At 67.9% G+C, this 18,042-nt stretch carries 11 protein-coding genes; 1 reads left to right on the forward strand and 10 read right to left on the reverse strand.

Annotated features, from left to right (window positions below; translation table 11 throughout):
- Positions 1-4: 4 nt before the first annotated feature.
- From UAA55_RS07055 to UAA55_RS07070, 4 genes are all read right to left on the reverse strand, one after another.
- Entirely contained in the window at positions 5-2,134 is a 2,130-nt protein-coding gene (locus UAA55_RS07055) for an alpha-L-fucosidase (RefSeq protein WP_322951977.1), read from the reverse strand.
- Between the two features lie 82 nt (positions 2,135-2,216).
- Positions 2,217-4,556 (reverse strand): GH92 family glycosyl hydrolase, encoded by a 2,340-nt coding sequence (locus tag UAA55_RS07060; RefSeq protein WP_322951978.1) that lies wholly within the window; start codon positions 4,554-4,556, stop codon positions 2,217-2,219.
- A 27-nt stretch (positions 4,557-4,583) separates the two neighbouring features.
- On the reverse strand, positions 4,584-6,017 hold the full coding sequence (locus UAA55_RS07065) for a glycoside hydrolase family 125 protein (protein WP_322951979.1): 1,434 nt from the start codon (positions 6,015-6,017) through the stop codon (positions 4,584-4,586).
- Between the two features lie 115 nt (positions 6,018-6,132).
- The gene (locus tag UAA55_RS07070; protein ID WP_322951980.1) at positions 6,133-9,087 is read right to left on the reverse strand and encodes a TonB-dependent receptor; all 2,955 of its coding nucleotides are present in this window, start codon (positions 9,085-9,087) and stop codon (positions 6,133-6,135) included.
- A gap of 558 nt (positions 9,088-9,645) precedes the next feature.
- Here UAA55_RS07070 and UAA55_RS07075 point away from each other — a divergent pair.
- Positions 9,646-11,025 carry an alpha-L-fucosidase gene (locus tag UAA55_RS07075; protein ID WP_322951981.1) on the forward strand — a complete coding sequence of 460 codons (1,380 nt, stop codon included), beginning with the start codon at positions 9,646-9,648 and terminating at the stop codon, positions 11,023-11,025.
- 155 nt (positions 11,026-11,180) lie between these two features.
- Here the strand turns inward: UAA55_RS07075 and UAA55_RS07080 are convergent, their stop codons facing one another.
- From UAA55_RS07080 to UAA55_RS07105, 6 genes are all read right to left on the reverse strand, one after another.
- Positions 11,181-11,432 carry a type II toxin-antitoxin system Phd/YefM family antitoxin gene (locus UAA55_RS07080; protein WP_145611851.1) on the reverse strand — a complete coding sequence of 84 codons (252 nt, stop codon included), beginning with the start codon at positions 11,430-11,432 and terminating at the stop codon, positions 11,181-11,183.
- A 60-nt stretch (positions 11,433-11,492) separates the two neighbouring features.
- Positions 11,493-12,302 carry a 5-deoxy-glucuronate isomerase gene (iolB, locus tag UAA55_RS07085; protein WP_322951982.1) on the reverse strand — a complete coding sequence of 270 codons (810 nt, stop codon included), beginning with the start codon at positions 12,300-12,302 and terminating at the stop codon, positions 11,493-11,495.
- Positions 12,299-13,213 carry a myo-inosose-2 dehydratase gene (iolE, locus tag UAA55_RS07090; protein WP_322951983.1) on the reverse strand — a complete coding sequence of 305 codons (915 nt, stop codon included), beginning with the start codon at positions 13,211-13,213 and terminating at the stop codon, positions 12,299-12,301. Before iolE ends, iolB begins: the two co-directional genes overlap by 4 nt.
- Positions 13,214-13,227: 14 nt before the next feature.
- Positions 13,228-15,078, reverse strand: coding sequence for a 3D-(3,5/4)-trihydroxycyclohexane-1,2-dione acylhydrolase (decyclizing) (gene iolD, locus UAA55_RS07095; protein WP_322951984.1), 1,851 nt, complete (start codon positions 15,076-15,078; stop codon positions 13,228-13,230).
- On the reverse strand, positions 15,075-17,030 hold the full coding sequence (locus UAA55_RS07100; RefSeq protein WP_322951985.1) for a bifunctional 5-dehydro-2-deoxygluconokinase/5-dehydro-2-deoxyphosphogluconate aldolase: 1,956 nt from the start codon (positions 17,028-17,030) through the stop codon (positions 15,075-15,077). Before UAA55_RS07100 ends, iolD begins: the two co-directional genes overlap by 4 nt.
- Before the next feature lie 97 nt (positions 17,031-17,127).
- Entirely contained in the window at positions 17,128-18,015 is an 888-nt protein-coding gene (locus UAA55_RS07105) for a MurR/RpiR family transcriptional regulator (RefSeq protein WP_322951986.1), read from the reverse strand.
- Between the last annotated feature and the right edge of the window lie 27 nt (positions 18,016-18,042).

Consider the following 18,042-nt stretch of genomic DNA (forward strand, 5'->3'; position numbering starts at 1 on the left):
TTCGTCAGCGGGTCACGACACCCAACTCGGCGAAGGCCACCTGGCCCTCGCCCCCCGCGGCCCGGGTGATTTCCAACCGCAGGAAGCGACCGGTGCGCACCTCCGGGAACATCACGCGCTGCTCACCCGTGTTGGCAGCGATGTTGGCGAACTCCCCCGCCATCGCCGGCCCCCAGGTTTTGCCATCGGCGCTGACCTGGAGGCGATAGTCGCCCGGCGCGCCAACCCCCGGGGGGCGCTGGCCCGCCGGCAGCAGGGTGATGCCCTTCAGCGGGCGCATGGCCCCCAAATCCACCACGACCTCATGGGGCAAGTCGCGCCCGCCGGTGACCCACAGGCTGCCGGGGTCCTCATCGATGATCGCCTCGGCCCCCGGCGCCGTGGCCGACACCACCCGCCAATCCGCCTTGGACACGTCGAACCGGCGCATGGCGACGCCGCTGCTGGCACCGGTGCGCGGCAGGTGGCAAATGGCCTGGACGATACCGCCGTTCGGCAAGGGGAAAGCATCCTGGTAGAGGGGGGAGCGCAGGGTGGGAACCTCGCCATCGATGGTGTAGTGCAGGATGGCGCCCGGAATATCGCTGGACAGCGCGACCAGGCCACGGCGGTCGCGGCGGATGCCCGGCTCCTCCACCAGGTCGGGCAGACGGAACAGCGCCACCTCGCGGATGGCCGGGCAAGCGTCCGCATCCAGGATGCGCAAGCGCAACCGGGTAGTGCTGACCGGGGCGGGCAGGCGCACCAGGCGCTGGCTGCCGATGGCGGTGTGGCGGGCGAGTTCCGCCCAACTGCCCTGCCCGCCGTCCCAGACCTCCAGCGTGAAGGCGCCGATCCGCTGGCCCAGCGGCAGATATTCGCGCAGGCGCACAACGTTGAAGGTGCGCGCCTGGGGCCATTCCAATGTCATGTCGGCTGCGCGGGCGGCATCCGGCGGCGCCCAATAGCTGTCCGCCCGCCCGTCCAGGACGTTGCCGGGGTCGAAGCCGGGTCCGCGTACGGCATTCGCCTGGACTACCGCCCCCTGGGCCAGGTCCCTGCCGAAGGCGGCGCGCAGCAGATCGCCCCAGCCTTTCAGCACGCTGGCGTCATGGTCCGGGATGCGGCCACGCCGGTCAGGGGGCAGGTTCAGGATCAGGTTGGCGCCCCGGCCCACGGACTCGAAATAGATCCGTGTCAGACGTCCCACCGATTTCACGTCGGCATCCTCGCGCGCGTGCCAGAACCAGCCGGGCCGCAGGGAAACGTCCACCTCCGCCGGGCGCCAGTGCGTTCCCCCGCGCACACCATGCTCCCCAATCTCCTGGGTGTAGGGGGTATCGCCCACCGTCGCGCGGCAAGGGTCGCCGGCATACCCTTCCTCATTGCCCACCCAGCGCGCATCGGCACCCCAGGGCCCATGGGCGTCACTGCCCCAATTACCCCAGATGACGGCGTCCGGCTGGTATTGCCGCACCAGGGCCCAGGTGTTGGTCCAGTCGTAATAGCTCTCGGCGTCGATGGAGCGCTTTTCCCGTGCCCCGCCGTAATAGCCGTCGCCCCCGTTGGCACCATCGAACCACATCTCGAACAGGGGGCCGTAGCCCGTCAGCAGCTCACGCAGCTGGTTGCGGTAATAGGTGATGTAGGCGGGTCGGCCATACTCCGCGTGGTTGCGATCCCAGGGGGAAAGGTAGAGGCCGAACCGTAGGCCGGCCCGCCGGCAGGCGGCCGCCATCTCCCCCACGATGTCACCCTGCCCGTTCTTGTAGGGGCTGTTGCGGATGCAGTGCTCGGTATACCGCGTGGGCCAGAGACAGAAGCCGTCGTGGTGCTTGGCGGTCAGGATCAGGCCCGTCAGACCCGCCGCCTTGGCGGCCCCGGCGATCTGGTCGGCGCTGAAGTCCGTGGGGTTGAACAGGGCCGGCAATTCATCGCCATAGCCCCATTCCCGATCGGTGAAGGTGTTGATGCTGAAATGGACGAAGGCGTAGGCCGCCATTTCATGCCAGGCCAGCTGCCGTGCCGTCGGTACCGCCCCCCAGGGCTGCGGCGCCGGCACCTGCCCTGCCGAGGCGCCCACCAGGGACAGCGCGCTGGAGGCGGCACCGGTCGCCAGGACGGCACGGCGCGACGGCAGGAACGGGCGGGACATCGGCTGGGCTCCCCGGCATGGCTTATCATTAATGAAACTGAATTAAATTAATGATGCCATGCCTGCGGAAGCGTTTAAAGACCTAAACCCGTGTGGCGGTGAAGGATGGCGGCCGGTCCTCCACCGCCGCACCGAAGCGGGGGTTGGGCTTCGGGCCCAGGGTGAAGACCAGGCGACCGCCCTGTATCAGGTCGGCATGCCGGATCCAGGTCCGGGTGTACGGCTTGCCCTGCCAGGTGACCGACTGGATGTAGGGGCTGTCCGGGGCGTTGCCCGCCGCCTCGATGGTCAGGGTCCGGCCCTCCCCCACCGACACATCCACCCGGTCGAACAAGGGGGAGCCGAAAACATAGATGGGGGTGACGGGATCGACGGCGTACAGGCCCAGCGCGCTCATCAGGTACCAGGCGCTCATCTGGCCGCAATCCTCGTTGCCGGCCAGACCGTCCGGGTCCGCCCGGTACATGGTCTTCAGCAGGCTGCGCACCCGCGCCTGGGTCTTATGATGGGCGCCGGTGTAGGCGTAGAGATAGGCGATGTGGTGGCTGGGCTCATTGCCATGGGCGTACTGGCCCACCAGGCCGGCGATGTCCGGCGGCGCGTCGTCCGGCAGGTCGGAACTGGTGGTGAACAGTTCATCCAGCTTGCGCTCGAACGCCGCCGGGCCGCCGAACAATTCCATGTAGCCATAGATGTCGTGCTGATTCAGGAAGGTGGCCTGCCAGGCATTGCTTTCGGTGAAGTCGCGCCATTTGCGGCTATGGCCCATGCCGCGCGGGTCGAAGGGCTGGGCCCAACTGCCATCGGTGAAACGCGGCCGCATGAAGGTCATGTCGCGGTCGAACAGGTTGCGGTAGTTCAGCGAGCGCTTACGGAGCGCGCTGGCGTCCTCCGCCGCCCCGACGGCATCGCCCAGGCGCGCGATGGCCCAGTCATCATAGGCGTATTCCAGCGTCTTGCTGACCGCCTCCTCCACACTGTCGCTGGGGATGTAGCCCAGGCGCCGGTATTCGGGCAGGCCGCTGGTCTGGCCCTGGAAGGCCTGCTTGCGGAAAATGGGCCAGGCGGCCTTGTAATCGACGCCGGGAATGTCCTTGGCCGCCGCCTCGGCCACAACCACGGCGGAATGCCAGCCGATCATGCAGCCCGTCTCGGTACCCTGCAGGGGCCACACGGGTGGGCCGGCGGGGCTTTCCTCCGCCATGCGCACCAGCCCGCCGACGATGTCGCCCACCCGGCTAGGCGGCTGAGCCAGGGTGAACAGCGGGTGCAGGGCGCGATAGGTGTCCCACAGCGAATATGTGGAGTAGTTGTTGGCCCCCGCCGGCAACTGGCGCACCGTGCTGTCCATGGCGCGGTAGCGGCCGTCCACGTCGCTGAAAAGCGTGGGCGCCAGCAGGGCATGGTAAAGGGCGGTGTAGAAGATCTTGAGGTCGGCGGCGTCGCCGCGCTTGGTGACCGCCAGGCGGCCCAGCTCCGCCTCCCACGCCGCCACGGCGGCGGCGCGCACGCCGTCGAAATCCCAGCCGGGAATTTCCGCGTCCAGGTTGCGCAAGGCGCCGTCGATGTCCACGGCCGACAGCCCCACCTTGACCAGCAGCGGCGCGGCGCTGGCGTCGGGCAGGTCCAGCACGCATTTCAGCGCGGCGCCCTCCACCTCCACCGCGCCCTCGGGCATCGCGTGGTCGTTGCTGTACAGCCGCGCGCCAGCGAAGGGCCGCGACAGCTTCAGGGCGAAATAGATGACCCGCCCCTGCCCCCATTGATGGACGTGGCGCCCGCCCACCAGTGTGTCCTTGCCCACCACGCGCAGCGAGGCGCCGGTGACGCGGGTGACGGAGCCGGCGGGATCCTGGAAGCCGTGGGCGAAATCGATCAGCAGGTGGGCGCCCGCCGTCTGGGGGAAGCGGTAGCGGTGCAGCCCCGCCCGCGCCGTGGCCGTCAGCTCCGCCTCGATGCCGCTGTCCTTCAGGCGCACGCGGTAATAGCCGGGTGTGGCCTGCTCATCCGCATGGTCGAAGCGGGCGCGGTAGCCCTCTTCCGGGTTCTCCGGTGTGCCGGGGTCCAGGCGGACAGGCCCCACCCGGGGCACCACCAGCACGTCCAGCATGTCGCCCACGCCGGTGCCGCTGAGATGGGTGTGGGAAAAGCCCAGGATGGTGGGATCCTGGATGTGATAGCCGGAGCACGCGTCCCAGCCGGCGGTGTTGGTGTCCGGGCTCAGCTGCACCATGCCGAAGGGCACCGTGGCGCCGGGGTAGGTGTGGCCATGGCCGCCGGTGCCGATGAAGGGATCGACATACCGGCAGAAGCCCGCCCCGGCTTTTTGGCCGGTGCCGGCGAACACGGCACCCGAACCGCCCGCCAGCGGCACCAGGGCCGCGGCGGCCACACCGGTCAACAGGTCACGCCGTGTCATCATGGGAAGGCCCTCCATCATCATCGCCGTTCAGGTCAAAGGCTGGCGCAGCAGCGCCGGCTTGCGCGCCATCAGATCCAGGATCAGTTCGCCGAACAGGCTGTTGGCCCAGGCGAACCAGGGTCGGGTGAAACGGCCGGGGTCGTCCTGGCCGAAAGCCTCGTGCATGAATCCGGTGCCGGCGTGCGTGGTCTTCAGCCACACCAGGCACCGGCGTATCTCCGCGTCGTCGTCGCTGGTCAGCGCCCGCACGATCAGGGACATGGGCCAGATCATGCCCAGGCCCACATGCGGCCCGCCCACGCCCTCCGCCGCTTCGCCCCGGAAAAAATAGGGGTTGCGGCCGCTCAACACCCATTGCCGGGTACGGCGGTACAGGGGATCGCCCGCATCACAGCAGCCGAGATAGGGCAGGCTGAGCAGGCTGGGCACGTTGGCGTCGTCCAGGAACAGGGCGTTGCCGAAACCGTCAACCTCATAGGCCCAGACGTCCTGGCCCCCGCCGTCCCCCACGCGGCCGTGGCGAACCAGCGCCGCCGCCACGGTGTCGGCCAGGCCACGGCAGTCCGTGGCCAGATCCGCGTCGCCATGGATGGCCTGCGCCATGTCGGCCAGCTGACGCAGGCTGGCGACGGCGAACAGGTTGGCCGGAATGAGGAAGGGCAGGACGCAGGCGTCATCGGACGGCCGGAACATGGAATGGATCAGGCCGACCTTGGCCGTGGGCGCGCCGTAACCGTCCAGGGGCAGCGTGTCGCTGGGCGTCTCACTGGCGCGCTGGAAGCGATAGGGGCCTGGGCCATCCAGTCGCTGCTGCTCACGGAGCGTGCGCACCACCAGCCGCATGGCCTGGCGCCAGGCGGTGTCGAAGGGGGCGGTGTCGCCCGTCGCCCGCCAATAGCCGTGGGACAGGCGGATGACGTGACACAGGCTGTCCACTTCCCACTTCCGCTCCGCCACGCCGGGCTTCATCTCCGTCATGTCCTGGACGGCCCAGCCTAACGGCGTGGCGGCACCGGCGTCGCGGCTGAAGGCGTTGGCGTAGGGATCGATCAGGATGCAACGCGCCTGCCGGCGGATCAGGCCCTGATACAGCAGCCGCAGGGCCGCGTCCCGCCGCGCCAGCGGCAGGTAGGGCCACACCTGCGCGGCACTGTCGCGCAGCCACAGGCAGGGAATGTCGCCGGTGATGACGAAGGCGTCGGGCCCGCCGTCCAGAATGCCCAAGGACACCGTGGTATCCAGGGTGTTGGGATAGCAGTTCTGGAACAACCAGTAGAGTTCGGGATCGGCGATGGCGGCGCGGGCATCACTGATCACCGCCTCCACCGCCGGGCTGGCATAGCCACGGGCGGCGGGTGCCGGCCGTCTTGAAGCCTGGGAGGGGGCGGCCCGAAGCGGCCCCGCCAGGCCCAGGCCGGCACCGGCCACGGCCATTTTCAGCACATCTCGGCGTCTAGGCATCCACGTCCCATGTCTGGGGCCCGTAAAGGGGCGGGCCGGTTCCACCAGCCTCACCCCGGCAGAATAGGGAAAGGTCCTGGTGACCGCCACCAGGACCTTTCATCACAGAGCAGGATCAGTAGCTGTACTTCATGCTGACCAGGATGGTCCGGCCCGTCTCCACCACGTCGGAGATGGCCAGGCTCTCCTTGCCGATGTGCGACCAGTAGGAGACGTCGTCGAACAGGTTGGCCACCGACAGGTCGGCCCGCACGCCGGAGCCGAAGTCATAGCCGGCGTGCAGATCCACCCGCTGGGACGAACGGACCCACAGGTCATCCCAGCTGCTGCCCAGGCCCAGGTAGTCGTACTGGGCCACATAGGCGCCGGTGTAGTGGTAGATCAGGTCCAGGGTGAAGCCGTCCTTTTCATAGAAGGCCTCGATATTGGCCATCCATTCCGGGGCGTTCTGGATGCGCTCGTTCGGATCCAGCCCGGCGGCCTTGGTATCGACCGAGGTCCACTGCCGCGTGAGGTTGGCGCCGATGCCGAAACCGTCGAACGGCGCCGGCATGTCCTGGAACTTCTGCCGGGCGGACAATTCGACCCCGTAGACCTGACCGTCCCCACCGTTGGTGGGATGATGGAAGATCACGGAGTTGCTGTTGGTGACGGCGGGGTTCGAATAGGTGCTGCCGTTGTCGTAAATGTAGTTGGACAGCTGCTTGGCGTAGCCCGCCACCACCAGGGTGCCACCATGGCCGCTGTCCCACTGGCCGGAGACGTCGTAGTTGACGGCGGTGATGGCCTTGAGGTTGGGGTTGCCCTCGGTGATGGTGGTGACGCCGTTGGAAATGCTGGTCTGCGACCCGCCACCCAGCTGCACGAAGGGCGGACGAGTGTAGCTGGTCCAGATGGCCGCGCGGTAGACCGAATTGTCGTCGGGCCGGTAGTTGGCGAAGATGCTGGGCAGCGGCTCGTTGTAATGGGTGCCGTTATAGCCCCAGTGGCCCGCCAGCTCATTGCCGTCGGCATCGTGCGGCGTCACCCAGAAGGTGTTGTGGATGGCCGTGTGTTCGAAGCGGAAGCCGGGGATGACCTCCAGGTCGTTGAACTTCAGGTTGGCCATGACGTAGGCCGCCGTCACCGCCTCGGTGCCCTTCTGCGTGTTGCAGTTCCAGTTGTTGACGTAGAGGCTGCTGCAGCTGTCCAGGTTGCTGGGGCTGGAATAGGTGTTGTACAGGCGGAACAGGGCGGCCTGGTCGATGACCGGCACCGGCCAGTTGTAGACGCCGGGATAGACCGCGGAATAGTTGCCGTTGATGATGCCCAGTGAGCCAAAGGTACGGCCGTCGGTGAAGTTGCCGTTGTACCAGTCGCGGTTGGTCACTTGGCGCTCGCTGTCCTGATACTTCACGCCGAACTTGATGTATTCCAGCGGGCCGGCATCCACATCGTAGCGGGTGTCCAGCTTGGCGCCGCCCCGCACCTGGCCGCTGTACTGCTCCGTCAGTTCGCCCCGATCGCGGGCCGGCAGGCTGGCGACGTTGCCCAGCTGCGAGATGATCTGCGAGCCGACCAGGGGATAGGGCAGGTCGTTCACATATGTCGCCAAGACGTTGTTGCCGTAAGCGAAGCCGTTGCCGTCGTTCTGGGTGGAACGGGTGGAGATTTCGATGTGGTTGGGGCGGTCGTTGTCACCCCAGCTCAGGAACACGCTGGGGCTGAGGGTCCAGTTGCCCCACTTCTTCTCCCCGCCCAGCTGGGCGGTCGCCAGATCGGAATATTCCGGGTTGGTCTCGTACCACAGGCGCGTGGACAGGTACTGGATGTTGGGGTGGTACAGGCCCGTGCTGCCGATCTGGTCGTAGGTCACGTTCATGCCGACCAGCTGGCTCAGCGTGCTGTTCTGTTCCGTCTGCGCCACGGCGTAGCCCAGGCGGAAATAGGCGCTGGTGGTGTCGTCCGGCCGCCAGTCCAGCGAGACGTTGCCGCCATAGCGCTCGGTATAGCCGGAGGAGACGCCGGCATTGAAACCGGTGGTCTCCAAATTCTTGGACGGGTCCAGGTTGCTGGGGTTGCTGCCGTCGGCGTTGGCCACGGCGAAGGCCCAGGCGTTGTCGCAACAGGTGGACTCCATCACCGCGCCCATTTCGCTGTTGGCGTAGTGGCGGATGTCGTAATAGGCGCTGACATAGACGCCGAACTGGTTGTCGCGGCCGAACTTGCCCGCCGCCTCACCCGCCAGGCCGTAGCCCAGGCTGTTCTTGTTGTAGTCCTCCGCCCGCGTCTCCAACCGGCCGCTGGCCGTGAAGCTGAACATCAGCGGCTGGTTGTAGTCGAAGGCCGTGGGCGTGCGGAAATCGACGGTGCCGCCGATGGCGTCGCCGTCCATGTCGGCCTTGGACGTCTTGTTGACGACAATCGTGTTCAGGCCGGACGGCGGCAGCAGGCTCAACTGCACCTCGCGGCTGTAGGGCATGCCCTGGGCGACGTTGACGCCGTTGATCAGGTTGACGTTGTATTCACCGTTCAGGCCGCGGATGGAGGTGAACATGCCCTCGCCGCGCGAGGCGCCGTCGATGCCGCCCACGAAGGACTGGCCCGTGTTCATGACGTTCACGCCGGGCAGCAGGCCCAGCGCCTCGGCCACGTTGTGCACCGCCGTGTGTTCCAGGTCCGCCGCCGACATGACGTCGACCGTGTTGCTGGCGTTCATCTGCAGGCTGGAGGCCTGGTAGCGGTTGGCGGCGACGATGATCTCTTCCAGCGCAGCGGTGTAGGCCTCGAAGCTGACGGTCACGGCGCCGTCCTTGGGCACGGTCACGCGGGTCGAACTGGTGTGAAGGCCGGCGCGGGAGGCCGTCACCGTGTAGGTGCCCTCAGGCACGTTGGCCAGGGTGAAGGTGCCATCCTCACCCGAAGCGGTGGAATATGACGTGCCGGGAATGGTGATGGCCGTGGCGGCCAGCGGCTTGCCCGTGCCCGGGTCCACGATCGTGCCGGTGATGCTACCTGCCATGGCCGGCAGCGAGAACGCCATCACCGTCGATCCCGCCAGAAGGCCAGCCCTGAATTTGCCCAGGCCCATGTCTTGCTCCCCGATTTAGTGGAGCGGCGGCCGGTTTCCCCAAGGCTTTCGGTCTCTGGGGAAGGGGTGGTTCAGCGCGCCGTTCTACCTACACAGGAACGCCTGGCCGGCACCCAAGTCAATTCATTTTTTCTATTTTCATTATTTTTGATCTAAAAATTTCATTCCAAGCTTAGATCCGTGTGGAACCCAAATTCAGAGATATGAGGGAAACCGTCGGCGAAGATATTGGAATCGTTCGGATCACTGCGGCAAGCTATACGGACGCATCGGCTGATGAGACGATCAAACCGCAAGGTGCCGTTTCACAGGGCGCACCAGAGGGCGCCTTTCCCACCCCTCTTCGGGGTCATCGCCACTTGCCGGTGCAAAGGCCCGGCCGGGGCGAAACCCTTGGGGTGCGCCGGCCGGTTCCGCAGGGCGGCCGACATTCCACCCTCGGCCCAACTCGCGATTCTCCGCTTGCGGCGAAGGTGTGGAAAATAATTTCCAAATGTCGTTAAATGGGAATATAATTATTAAAACGCCGTCATCATACGACTAGGGAAGCCCCCAGCCATGGCCGTCATCCGCCGCCGTCTCGCCGCCGCCTTGGCGGGCACAGCACTTGCCACCATGCTGACGCTCGGCGCTGGCGCAAAGGCGGACGCCCCGCCCGCCGCAGCCCAAGGGTACACGCCGACGGCGGAGAATCTGGCCGCCCGGCAGTGGTTCCAGGACGCCCGCTTCGGCGTCTTTTTGCACTGGGGCCTGTACAGCGAACTGGGTGGCGCCGGCAAGATGGGCATCGCGGAATGGATCATGGATGAGAACCAGATCCCCGCCGTTCACTATGAACGCCTGGCCAGGTTCTTCAACCCCACGGCCTTCGACGCCGACGCCTGGGCGCGGACCTTCAAGGCGGCCGGGGCCCGCTATGTCGTCATCACGTCGAAGCACCATGAGGGCTTCGCCATGTTCGCCAGCAAGGCCAGCCCCTACAACGTCGTCGACGCCACACCCTTCCGCCGCGACCCGCTGGCCGAGTTGGCCGCCGCCTGCCACAAGGCCGGGCTGAAGTTGTTCTTCTATTATTCCCAGCTGGACTGGCACCATCCAGACTACTTCCCGCAGGGCACGACGGGGCACGCGTCGGAACGGCCAGCCGGCGGCGACTGGGACCGCTACATCGATTTCGAACAGGCGCAGTTGCGGGAGCTGCTGACCCACTACGGCCCCATCGGCGGCATCTGGTTCGACGGCTGGTGGGACCAGAAGGACACGGCCTACCGCGACCGCTGGCGCCTGGAGGAGACCTATCGCCTGATCCACAGCCTGCAGCCGGCCGCCCTGATCGGCAACAACCACCACCAGGCGCCCTTCCCCGGTGAGGATTTCCAGATGTTCGAGCGCGATTTGCCGGGCGAGAACAGCATGGGCTTCAACAAGGCCGGCATCAGCGATCTGCCCCTGGAAATGGCTGAGACCATGAACGGCTCCTGGGGCTTCAACCTGATCGACGACCAGTACAAGTCGACGGCGACACTGGTGCGCAGCCTGGTCAGCGCCGCCGGACGCGACGCCAACTTCCTGTTGAACACCGGCCCCATGCCCAATGGCGAGCTGCAGCCGGAGAACGTGCAGACGCTGAAGGACATGGGGCAATGGCTGAAGCGCTATGGTGAAAGCGTCTACCAGACCCGGGGTGGCCCCGTGGCCCCACGCCCCTGGGGCGTGACCACCCAGGCGCCGGGCCGCGTCTACGTCCATGTGCTGGACTGGAAGGACGGGCCCTTGTTCCTGCCGCTGACCCAGGCGGTGCGCAAGGCGACCCTGCTGCGCGACGGCGGCACTGTGCCGGTCCAGGCCCGGCCCGAAGGGATCGAGCTGACCCTGCCGGCACCGGCGGGCGAGGCCATGGACGGTTGGGACCGGGTGATCCGCTTAGACCTTCAATGACGGAACGGAAGCGGGCGGCGACGATGGCGCAGGGCCGATCTTTCCGGCCCTCTTCCGCACCCCGGCGGTGTTCCCGCTCCCATAGATACGCGTAGGGCATAGATACGCGTAGGGAGTGACAAGGCCCGGCCGCGGCGTCGGTAGGCTCATGAAGGTCAGTCTTCAAGAAGCTTGTCGAGATGATCGAATTCGGCGGGCACGGCGCTATCGGCGATGGCCTTGAGGGTGTCCGCATCCAGATCCTCGACCTTACGGGCAACCCGCCCCTTCATCACCATCTCAAAGAACGCTGCCGACACCAGCACCGTATGGGTCCGGCCATTCTTGGTGATCGCCACCGGAGCCTGTTGCGCGGCGTCCTGGTACCGCCCGACATGCTGCTGGAATTCGCTCGATGTTACTTTCATGGCCTCGCTCCTTTTATCTAAAATAGATAAAATGGATAAATTTGGCGAGGGCAATGGACGTCAGCGGCGCATGATCCAGTCGTGTGCGGGGTCGTTGCGGAATATCCAGCGCCGCTCCGGCCCCGCCATCACGTTGAGGTAATAGAGGTCGTAGCCATGGGGTGCCCCCACCGGGTGGTATCCCCGGGGAACCATGACGACATCGCCGTCCTGCACGCAGATGGTCTCATCCAGGCTGCGATCATCGGTGTAAACGCGCTGGAAGGCGAAGCCCTGGGGTGGATTCAGGCGGTGGTAATAGGTTTCCTCCAGCGCCGTCTCCCGCCCCGCCTCGGCCGTGTCGTGCTTGTGCGGCGGATAGCTGGACCAGTGGCCGCCGGGGGTGATGACCTCCACCACCAACAGGCTGTCGGCCGGCTTGCCTTCCGGCAGGATATTGCGGACATGGCGGGTGTTCGTGCCCTGGCCCCGCACCTCGCGTGGCATCTCATCGGCCGCGATGACGCGAGCCTGGGCGCCGGCCCGGCCCGGCGCAGTGCAGACGGCCAACTCGACGGCGTCCGTCGCCACCACGCGATAGGCCTGGCCCGCCGGCATGTAGACCGCACCCGGCGCCTTGTCCTCGAACACGCTGGCGCGGCCGCCGAGTGGGCCCAGATCCTGGCCCCCCGCCGTCACCCGCGCCGTGCCGGACAGCACCACCAGGCAGGCCTCGCGCCCCGGTTCCACCCCGTCCAGGGCCTGGCCCGGCGCCAGCCGGTGCAGGCGGAAACCGACATGGGTCCAGCCGGCGCTTTCCGGCGTCACCTCCAGCACGCGGCCATCGGCACCGGGCGCCTGGGAGCGCACCAGCAAGGGCGACGCGCTCATGACGCCACCGTCAGGCCGGCGCCCGCCGCCGCCTGCCGCAGGTGGCGCAGCCCCATCTCGCCGTACCGGCGCGGATCGGCCTTGGCGGGGTCCTGTTCCGCCTCGATGATGACCCAACCGCCATAGCCGATGTCGGCCAGGGCGCGCATGACGGCGGCATAGTCCAGGCGGCCGTCGCCGGGCACGGTGAACATGCCGTCCAGCACGCCGTCCAGGAAGCTGCCGCCGCGGTCCAGCAGGGCCTGGAACACCGGCTGGCGCACGTCCTTGCAATGGACATGGGCCACGCGGCCGGGATGGGCGCGGATAACGTCCACCGCGTCGATGCCGCCCAGGGCAGCGTGGCCGGTGTCCACCGTCAGGCCCACCGACGAACCGGTGTGGGCCAGGAACCGGGCCAGGTCGTCCGGCCGCTCCACCACCGTGCCCAGGTGATGGTGATAGGCGAAGCGCAGCCCCTGCCCCGCGATGTAGTCGGCGACCTCGGTCAGCCGCTGGCCGAAGACGGCCCATTGGGCGGCGTCCAGCCGGGGCGTCCGGGCCAACGGCCGGGCGCGGTCGCCATGAATGGCGTTGCTGGTCTCGGCATGGACGAAGACGGTGCTGCCCATGGCCTTCAGCAGGGCCAGGTGCCCTTGCAAGGCGGCGATCTCGGCCGCCGCGTCATGGGCCAGCAGGTTGCCGCTGTACCAACCGCCCACCAGGTCCAGGCCATGAGCGGCCAACAGGGGCTTCAGCGCCTGCGGATCGCGGGGAAACTTGCCGCCCAGCTCTATGCCGCTGAACCCGATGGCGCGGGCGTCGGCCAGCACCGTTTCCACCGGCGTCGCCCCGCCCAGCTCGGGCATATCGTCGTTGATCCAGGCGATAGGACTGACGCCGAAGCGGATGGATCCAGAGCTAACGGACATGGGGGCTGATCTCCCTAACGTTGATCTTTTGTCTTCTCGTCATACGCCGCGCGGGCCTGGCGGACGGATGCCCGGTCGGAGACCTCGGGCACGGCCACGTCCCACCAAGCGCCGCCGGCTGCGGTGGACGCGGCCGGGTCGGTGTCGATAACGATGACGTGCACGCCCGTGCCCGATCGCGCATCGGCCAGGGCGGCCTCCAGCGCGGCGATGTCCGCGACCTTGCGCGCCGTGGCGCCCAGGCTGGCGGCATGGGCGGCGAGGTCGATGGCCGGCAAGGTCGCGTGGCGCGTATCCGCCAGCAGGTTGTTGAAGGGCGCCCCGCCGGTGGCGCGCTGCAGGCGGTTGATGCAGCCGTAGCCGCGGTTGTCCAGCACGGTGATGGTCAGCTTCAGGCCTAGCATGGCGGCCGTGGCGATCTCGGAATTCATCATGAGATAGCTGCCGTCGCCCACCACGACGTGGACGTCGCGCGCCGGTTCCGCCATCTTCGCGCCCAGGCCGCCGGCGATCTCATACCCCATGCAGGAATAGCCGTATTCCACATGGTAACCGCCCGGCCGCCGCACGCGCCACAGCTTGTGCAATTCCCCCGGCAGGCCGCCGGCGGCGCAGACCACCACCGCGTCCTCCGCCGCCTGGCGCCACAGGGCGCCCAGCACCTGGGCATCCGTGGGCAGGGCATTGCCCTCCGGGGCCGCCATTGCCGCCTGCCACGCCCGATCCCAGTCCGCCGCCGGGCCCGCCAGGGCCCGCGTCCAGTCCGCCGGCACCCGCCAGCCGGCCAGCAGCGGCGCCAGGGCGGCCAGCACGGCGCCGGCGTCACCCACCACACCCACAGCCCCCTGCTTGGCCGCGTCATGGACCGCGACGTTGACCTGGACCAGCGTCCGCGCCGCCCCCTGGAACAGGGCGCGGGATCCGGTGGTGAAATCCTGCAGGCGCGTGCCTATGCCAATGATCAGGTCCGCCTCGGCCGCCGCCGCGTTGGCCACGCCGGTCCCCGTGACGCCCACGGCGCCCAGGTTGGACGGATGATCCCAGGGCAAGGCCCCCTTGCCCGCCTGCGTTTCCGCCACGGGGATGCCGGTGGCCGCGCCCAGGTCGGCCAGCAGGGCTTCCGCCCCGGCGTACAGCACGCCGCCGCCGGCGATGATCAGGGGACGCCGCGCCCCCCGGATGCGAACCACCAAGTCGGCCAGGTCATAGGGGTCGGCCGGCGGGCGGCGGACACGCCACAGGCGGGGGGCGAAGAAGTCCTCGGGATATTCACACGCCTCCGCCTGCACATCCTGGCAGAAGGCCAGGGTGACGGGGCCGCAGGCCGCTGGATCGGTCAGGACCGCCATGGCCTTGGGCAGCGCATCCAGGATCTGCTCGGCCCGTGTCAGCCGATCGAAATAGCGCGAGACCGGCCGGAAGCAGTCGTTGGCCGACACGGTGCCGTCGCTGAAATCCTCGACCTGCTGCAGCACCGGGTCCGGCCGGCGGCTGGCGTAGACGTCGCCCGGCAGGAACAGAACGGGCAGGCGGTTGACATGGGCCAGCGCCGCCGCCGTCACCATGTTGGTGGCGCCCGGCCCGATGGAGGTGGTGCAGACCATGGCCCGCCGGCGGCGCGCCTGCTTGGCGAAGGCGATGGCGGCATGGGCCATGGCCTGTTCGTTGTGGGCGCGGTAGGTGGGCAGGGCATCCTGACTGGCCTGCAAGGCCTCGCCCAACCCCGCCACGTTGCCGTGGCCGAAGATCGCCCAGCAGCCGGCGAAATAGGGCACCGGCCGCCCGTCCGTTCCCTCGACCAATTGCGCCGCCAGATAGCGCACCGTCGCCTGGGCCGCCGTCAGGCGCAGGCCCCCGACGGTCACTTTCCTTGTCCCCCGGCCACGGCCGCGCGGGCCCGCCGCCAGGCGTCCACCAAGGTTTTCAGCTTCCCCGCCATCATGGCCACCACCTGTTCATCATCCAGCCGGTTGGCAAGCCAGCCGCGCGCGGCATCATAGAAGATGGTCCGCCCGACGGCGAAGCCCTTGACGATGCCGGAGGGGGCCGCCGCCTGGAAGGAGGCCAGCAGCTCCTCCTCCGGCGCCGACAGGCCCAGCAAGACCACCCCCCGGCAATAGGGGTCGTTTTCCAGCACCGCCCCCTCGATGTTGCGCCAGGCCTCCGGGTCGGTCACCGGCTCCAGCTTCCACCAGTCAGGCTTGATGCCCAGGACGTACAGGCGGCGGATGGCGCGGGCCACCGTCATGGCGTCGACCGGCGACCCGGCGGGCACGATCAGCTCGACAAGCAATTCATGCCGCGTCTTGCGACAGGCGTCGAACAGGCGCAGCAACTGCCGCTCCTGCCGGTCGCGCATGTCGGCGGCATCGTCCGGATGATAGAAGACCAGGCACTTGACCACATGGTGCAGGGGCCATTCCGCCAGTTCCGTCGCCACGTCGGCGGAGCTTTCGAACACCAGCGGGCGGGACTTGGGCTCCTCGATGGGGCGGCCGATCCAGTAAGGATCGTCGGCGGAGCTGGCCAGGGCCTCGAAGCCGTAGCGGCCGTCCAGCAGCAGGCCGAAACGGTCGTCGCCGCCGGCCACCGTCTCAACCGCCCGCAGGGCCAGGGTCTTGAACACCGGGATGCGGGCCGGGTCCGCGCCCAGCTCCCCCACCAGATCCTCGAACTGGCTGCGGTGGTCAACGGCCAGCACCGTCAGCTCGTCATAGCGATGCCGCCGGGTGGTGGCCCAATGGATGTGTTCCAGTTCCGCGCTGTCGCGCAGGCGGTGGGGCAGGCTGGGCTGGGCCAGGAACCATTCCAGTTCCGGCCAGGTGGGCATGGCCGGTGCGCAGCCGTGGCGGGACACGACGATGGCGCCGCAGGCGTTGCCCCAGGCGCAGCAGCGCTCCAGCGGCTCATCCCGCAGCCAACCGCGCAGGAAGCCCGCCATGAAGGCGTCGCCGGCGCCCAGGACGTTGAACACCTCCACCGGGAAACCGGGCACCACGATGCCGTCCGCCAGGCTGGCCGGGATGGCGCCAGGGAAGGCGGTGCAGCCTCCCGCCCCCTGCTTGCAGACGATGACGGCACCGGTCAGGGCGCGGATGGCGCCCAGCGCCGCCAGCGTGTCGGTCACGCCGCCCAGGATATGGATTTCCTCCTCCGTGCCGACGATCAGGTCGCACAGGGGCAGCGCCTCGCGCAGGCGGCTGGTGACGCCCTCATGGGCGACGAAGCGGTCTTCGCCCCGGTCGCGGCCGGCCAAGCCCCACAGCACCGGGCGGTAGTCGATGTCGAACACCACACGGCCGCCGTTCTCCTTCACCAGCCGCGCCGCCGCCACGCTGGCGGCGAAGGCCTGGGGCTGGGACAGGTGGGTGCCGTTGATCAGCACCGCCCCGGCATGGCGCAGCCAGTCACGGTCGAGGTCCACCACGTCCAGCGCCATGTCGGCGCAGTTCTCGCGATAGAAGATCAGCGGGAAGTTTTCACGGTCGCGGATGCCCAGGACCACCAGGGCGGTCAGCCGGTCGGGATCGGAGACGACGCCGGTGACGTCCACCCCTTCCCGCTCCAGCTCCTCCCGGATGAAGCGGCCCATGTGGTCCGCCCCCACCCGGGTGACCAGGCCCGTGCGCAGACCCAGGCGGGCGCCGCCGGCCGCGGTGTTGGTGGGACTGCCGCCCAGGTATTTGGCGAAGGACGCCATATCCTCCAGCCGGCCGCCGACCTGCTGGCCATAGAGGTCGACGCTGGATCGGCCGATGGCGATCAGATCCAGCGACTTGGGAAGGGTTTGGATGAGGGATTGCGCAGAAGACGCCATGCCGGTTCCAGCCTTGGGGGTGCCGGGTCAGCACCCGATAGAATGGAACATATATTCCATGTCGTTTGTTTTTGTAAATAACGTATCGCGAAATGACTCAGGCTTTCCGCCGACGGGGCCGTGACAGCTCCTTGGCGCCCGCCCGTTCCCGCTCGAACGCCAGGCTGATGACCAGGGTTTGCGCCAGACACAGCGACGCCGCCAGCGAGCGGAAACCACGCACCTCGAACTCGCGCACCTGCAGGACGTGGACGGCCATCTTGGCCATGGGGCTGACCAGGCTGTCGGTGATGGTCAGGACCTTGGCGCCGGCGGCGACCGCCGCCTCCACCGCGTGCACGGTCTCCTCGGCATAGGGGTGGTAGCTGACGGCGATCAGCAGATCCGTGCCCCCGACAGCCCCCATCTGCTGGCTGGTCAGGCCGCCGACGCCATCGACGAAGATGGTGCGCTTGCCCACCTGTTGGAATGAATATGCCAAATACGAGGCCACCGGAAACGCGCGCCGAAAGCCCATGACATACAGGGTCTGGGCCTGGTCGATCAGCTTCACCGCGCGCGCCAGGTCGGCCTTGGTCATGGTCTGGCCCAGGTTCGCCAGCGCCAGCGTGTCGCGTTCCACGAACTCGGCCAGCAGGTCGCCGCCGTCGCCGGACCCCGCCTGGTGGTCCAGGGCGGCGTTGAACTGGCGCACGCGCTCGCCATAGCCCAGCGCGGTGTGGTTGGCCAGCAGGCCATCGCGCAGCAGGCGCTGCATGGGCATGGCGCCGGAATAGCCCAGCGCCTTGGCGAAGCGGACGATGGCCGAGGGTTGGACGCCCGACCGCTCCGCCACCACGGCCAGGGTTTCCAACGCCAGATCGTCCGGATGGTCCAGGACGAAGCGCGCGATCTGCTGCAGCCGCTTGCTGAAGGTGTCGTAGCGTTCCAATATGGCGGCCCGCAGCTCTTCGGCCGTGCGCGGCACGGTGGCACTCCCCGTCATCGCCCCTCCAAAATCCTATCTGGCCCC

The organism is Nitrospirillum guanabarense (assembly GCF_034653355.1).
In the GTDB taxonomy this organism is placed as follows: Bacteria; Pseudomonadota; Alphaproteobacteria; order Azospirillales; family Azospirillaceae; genus Nitrospirillum.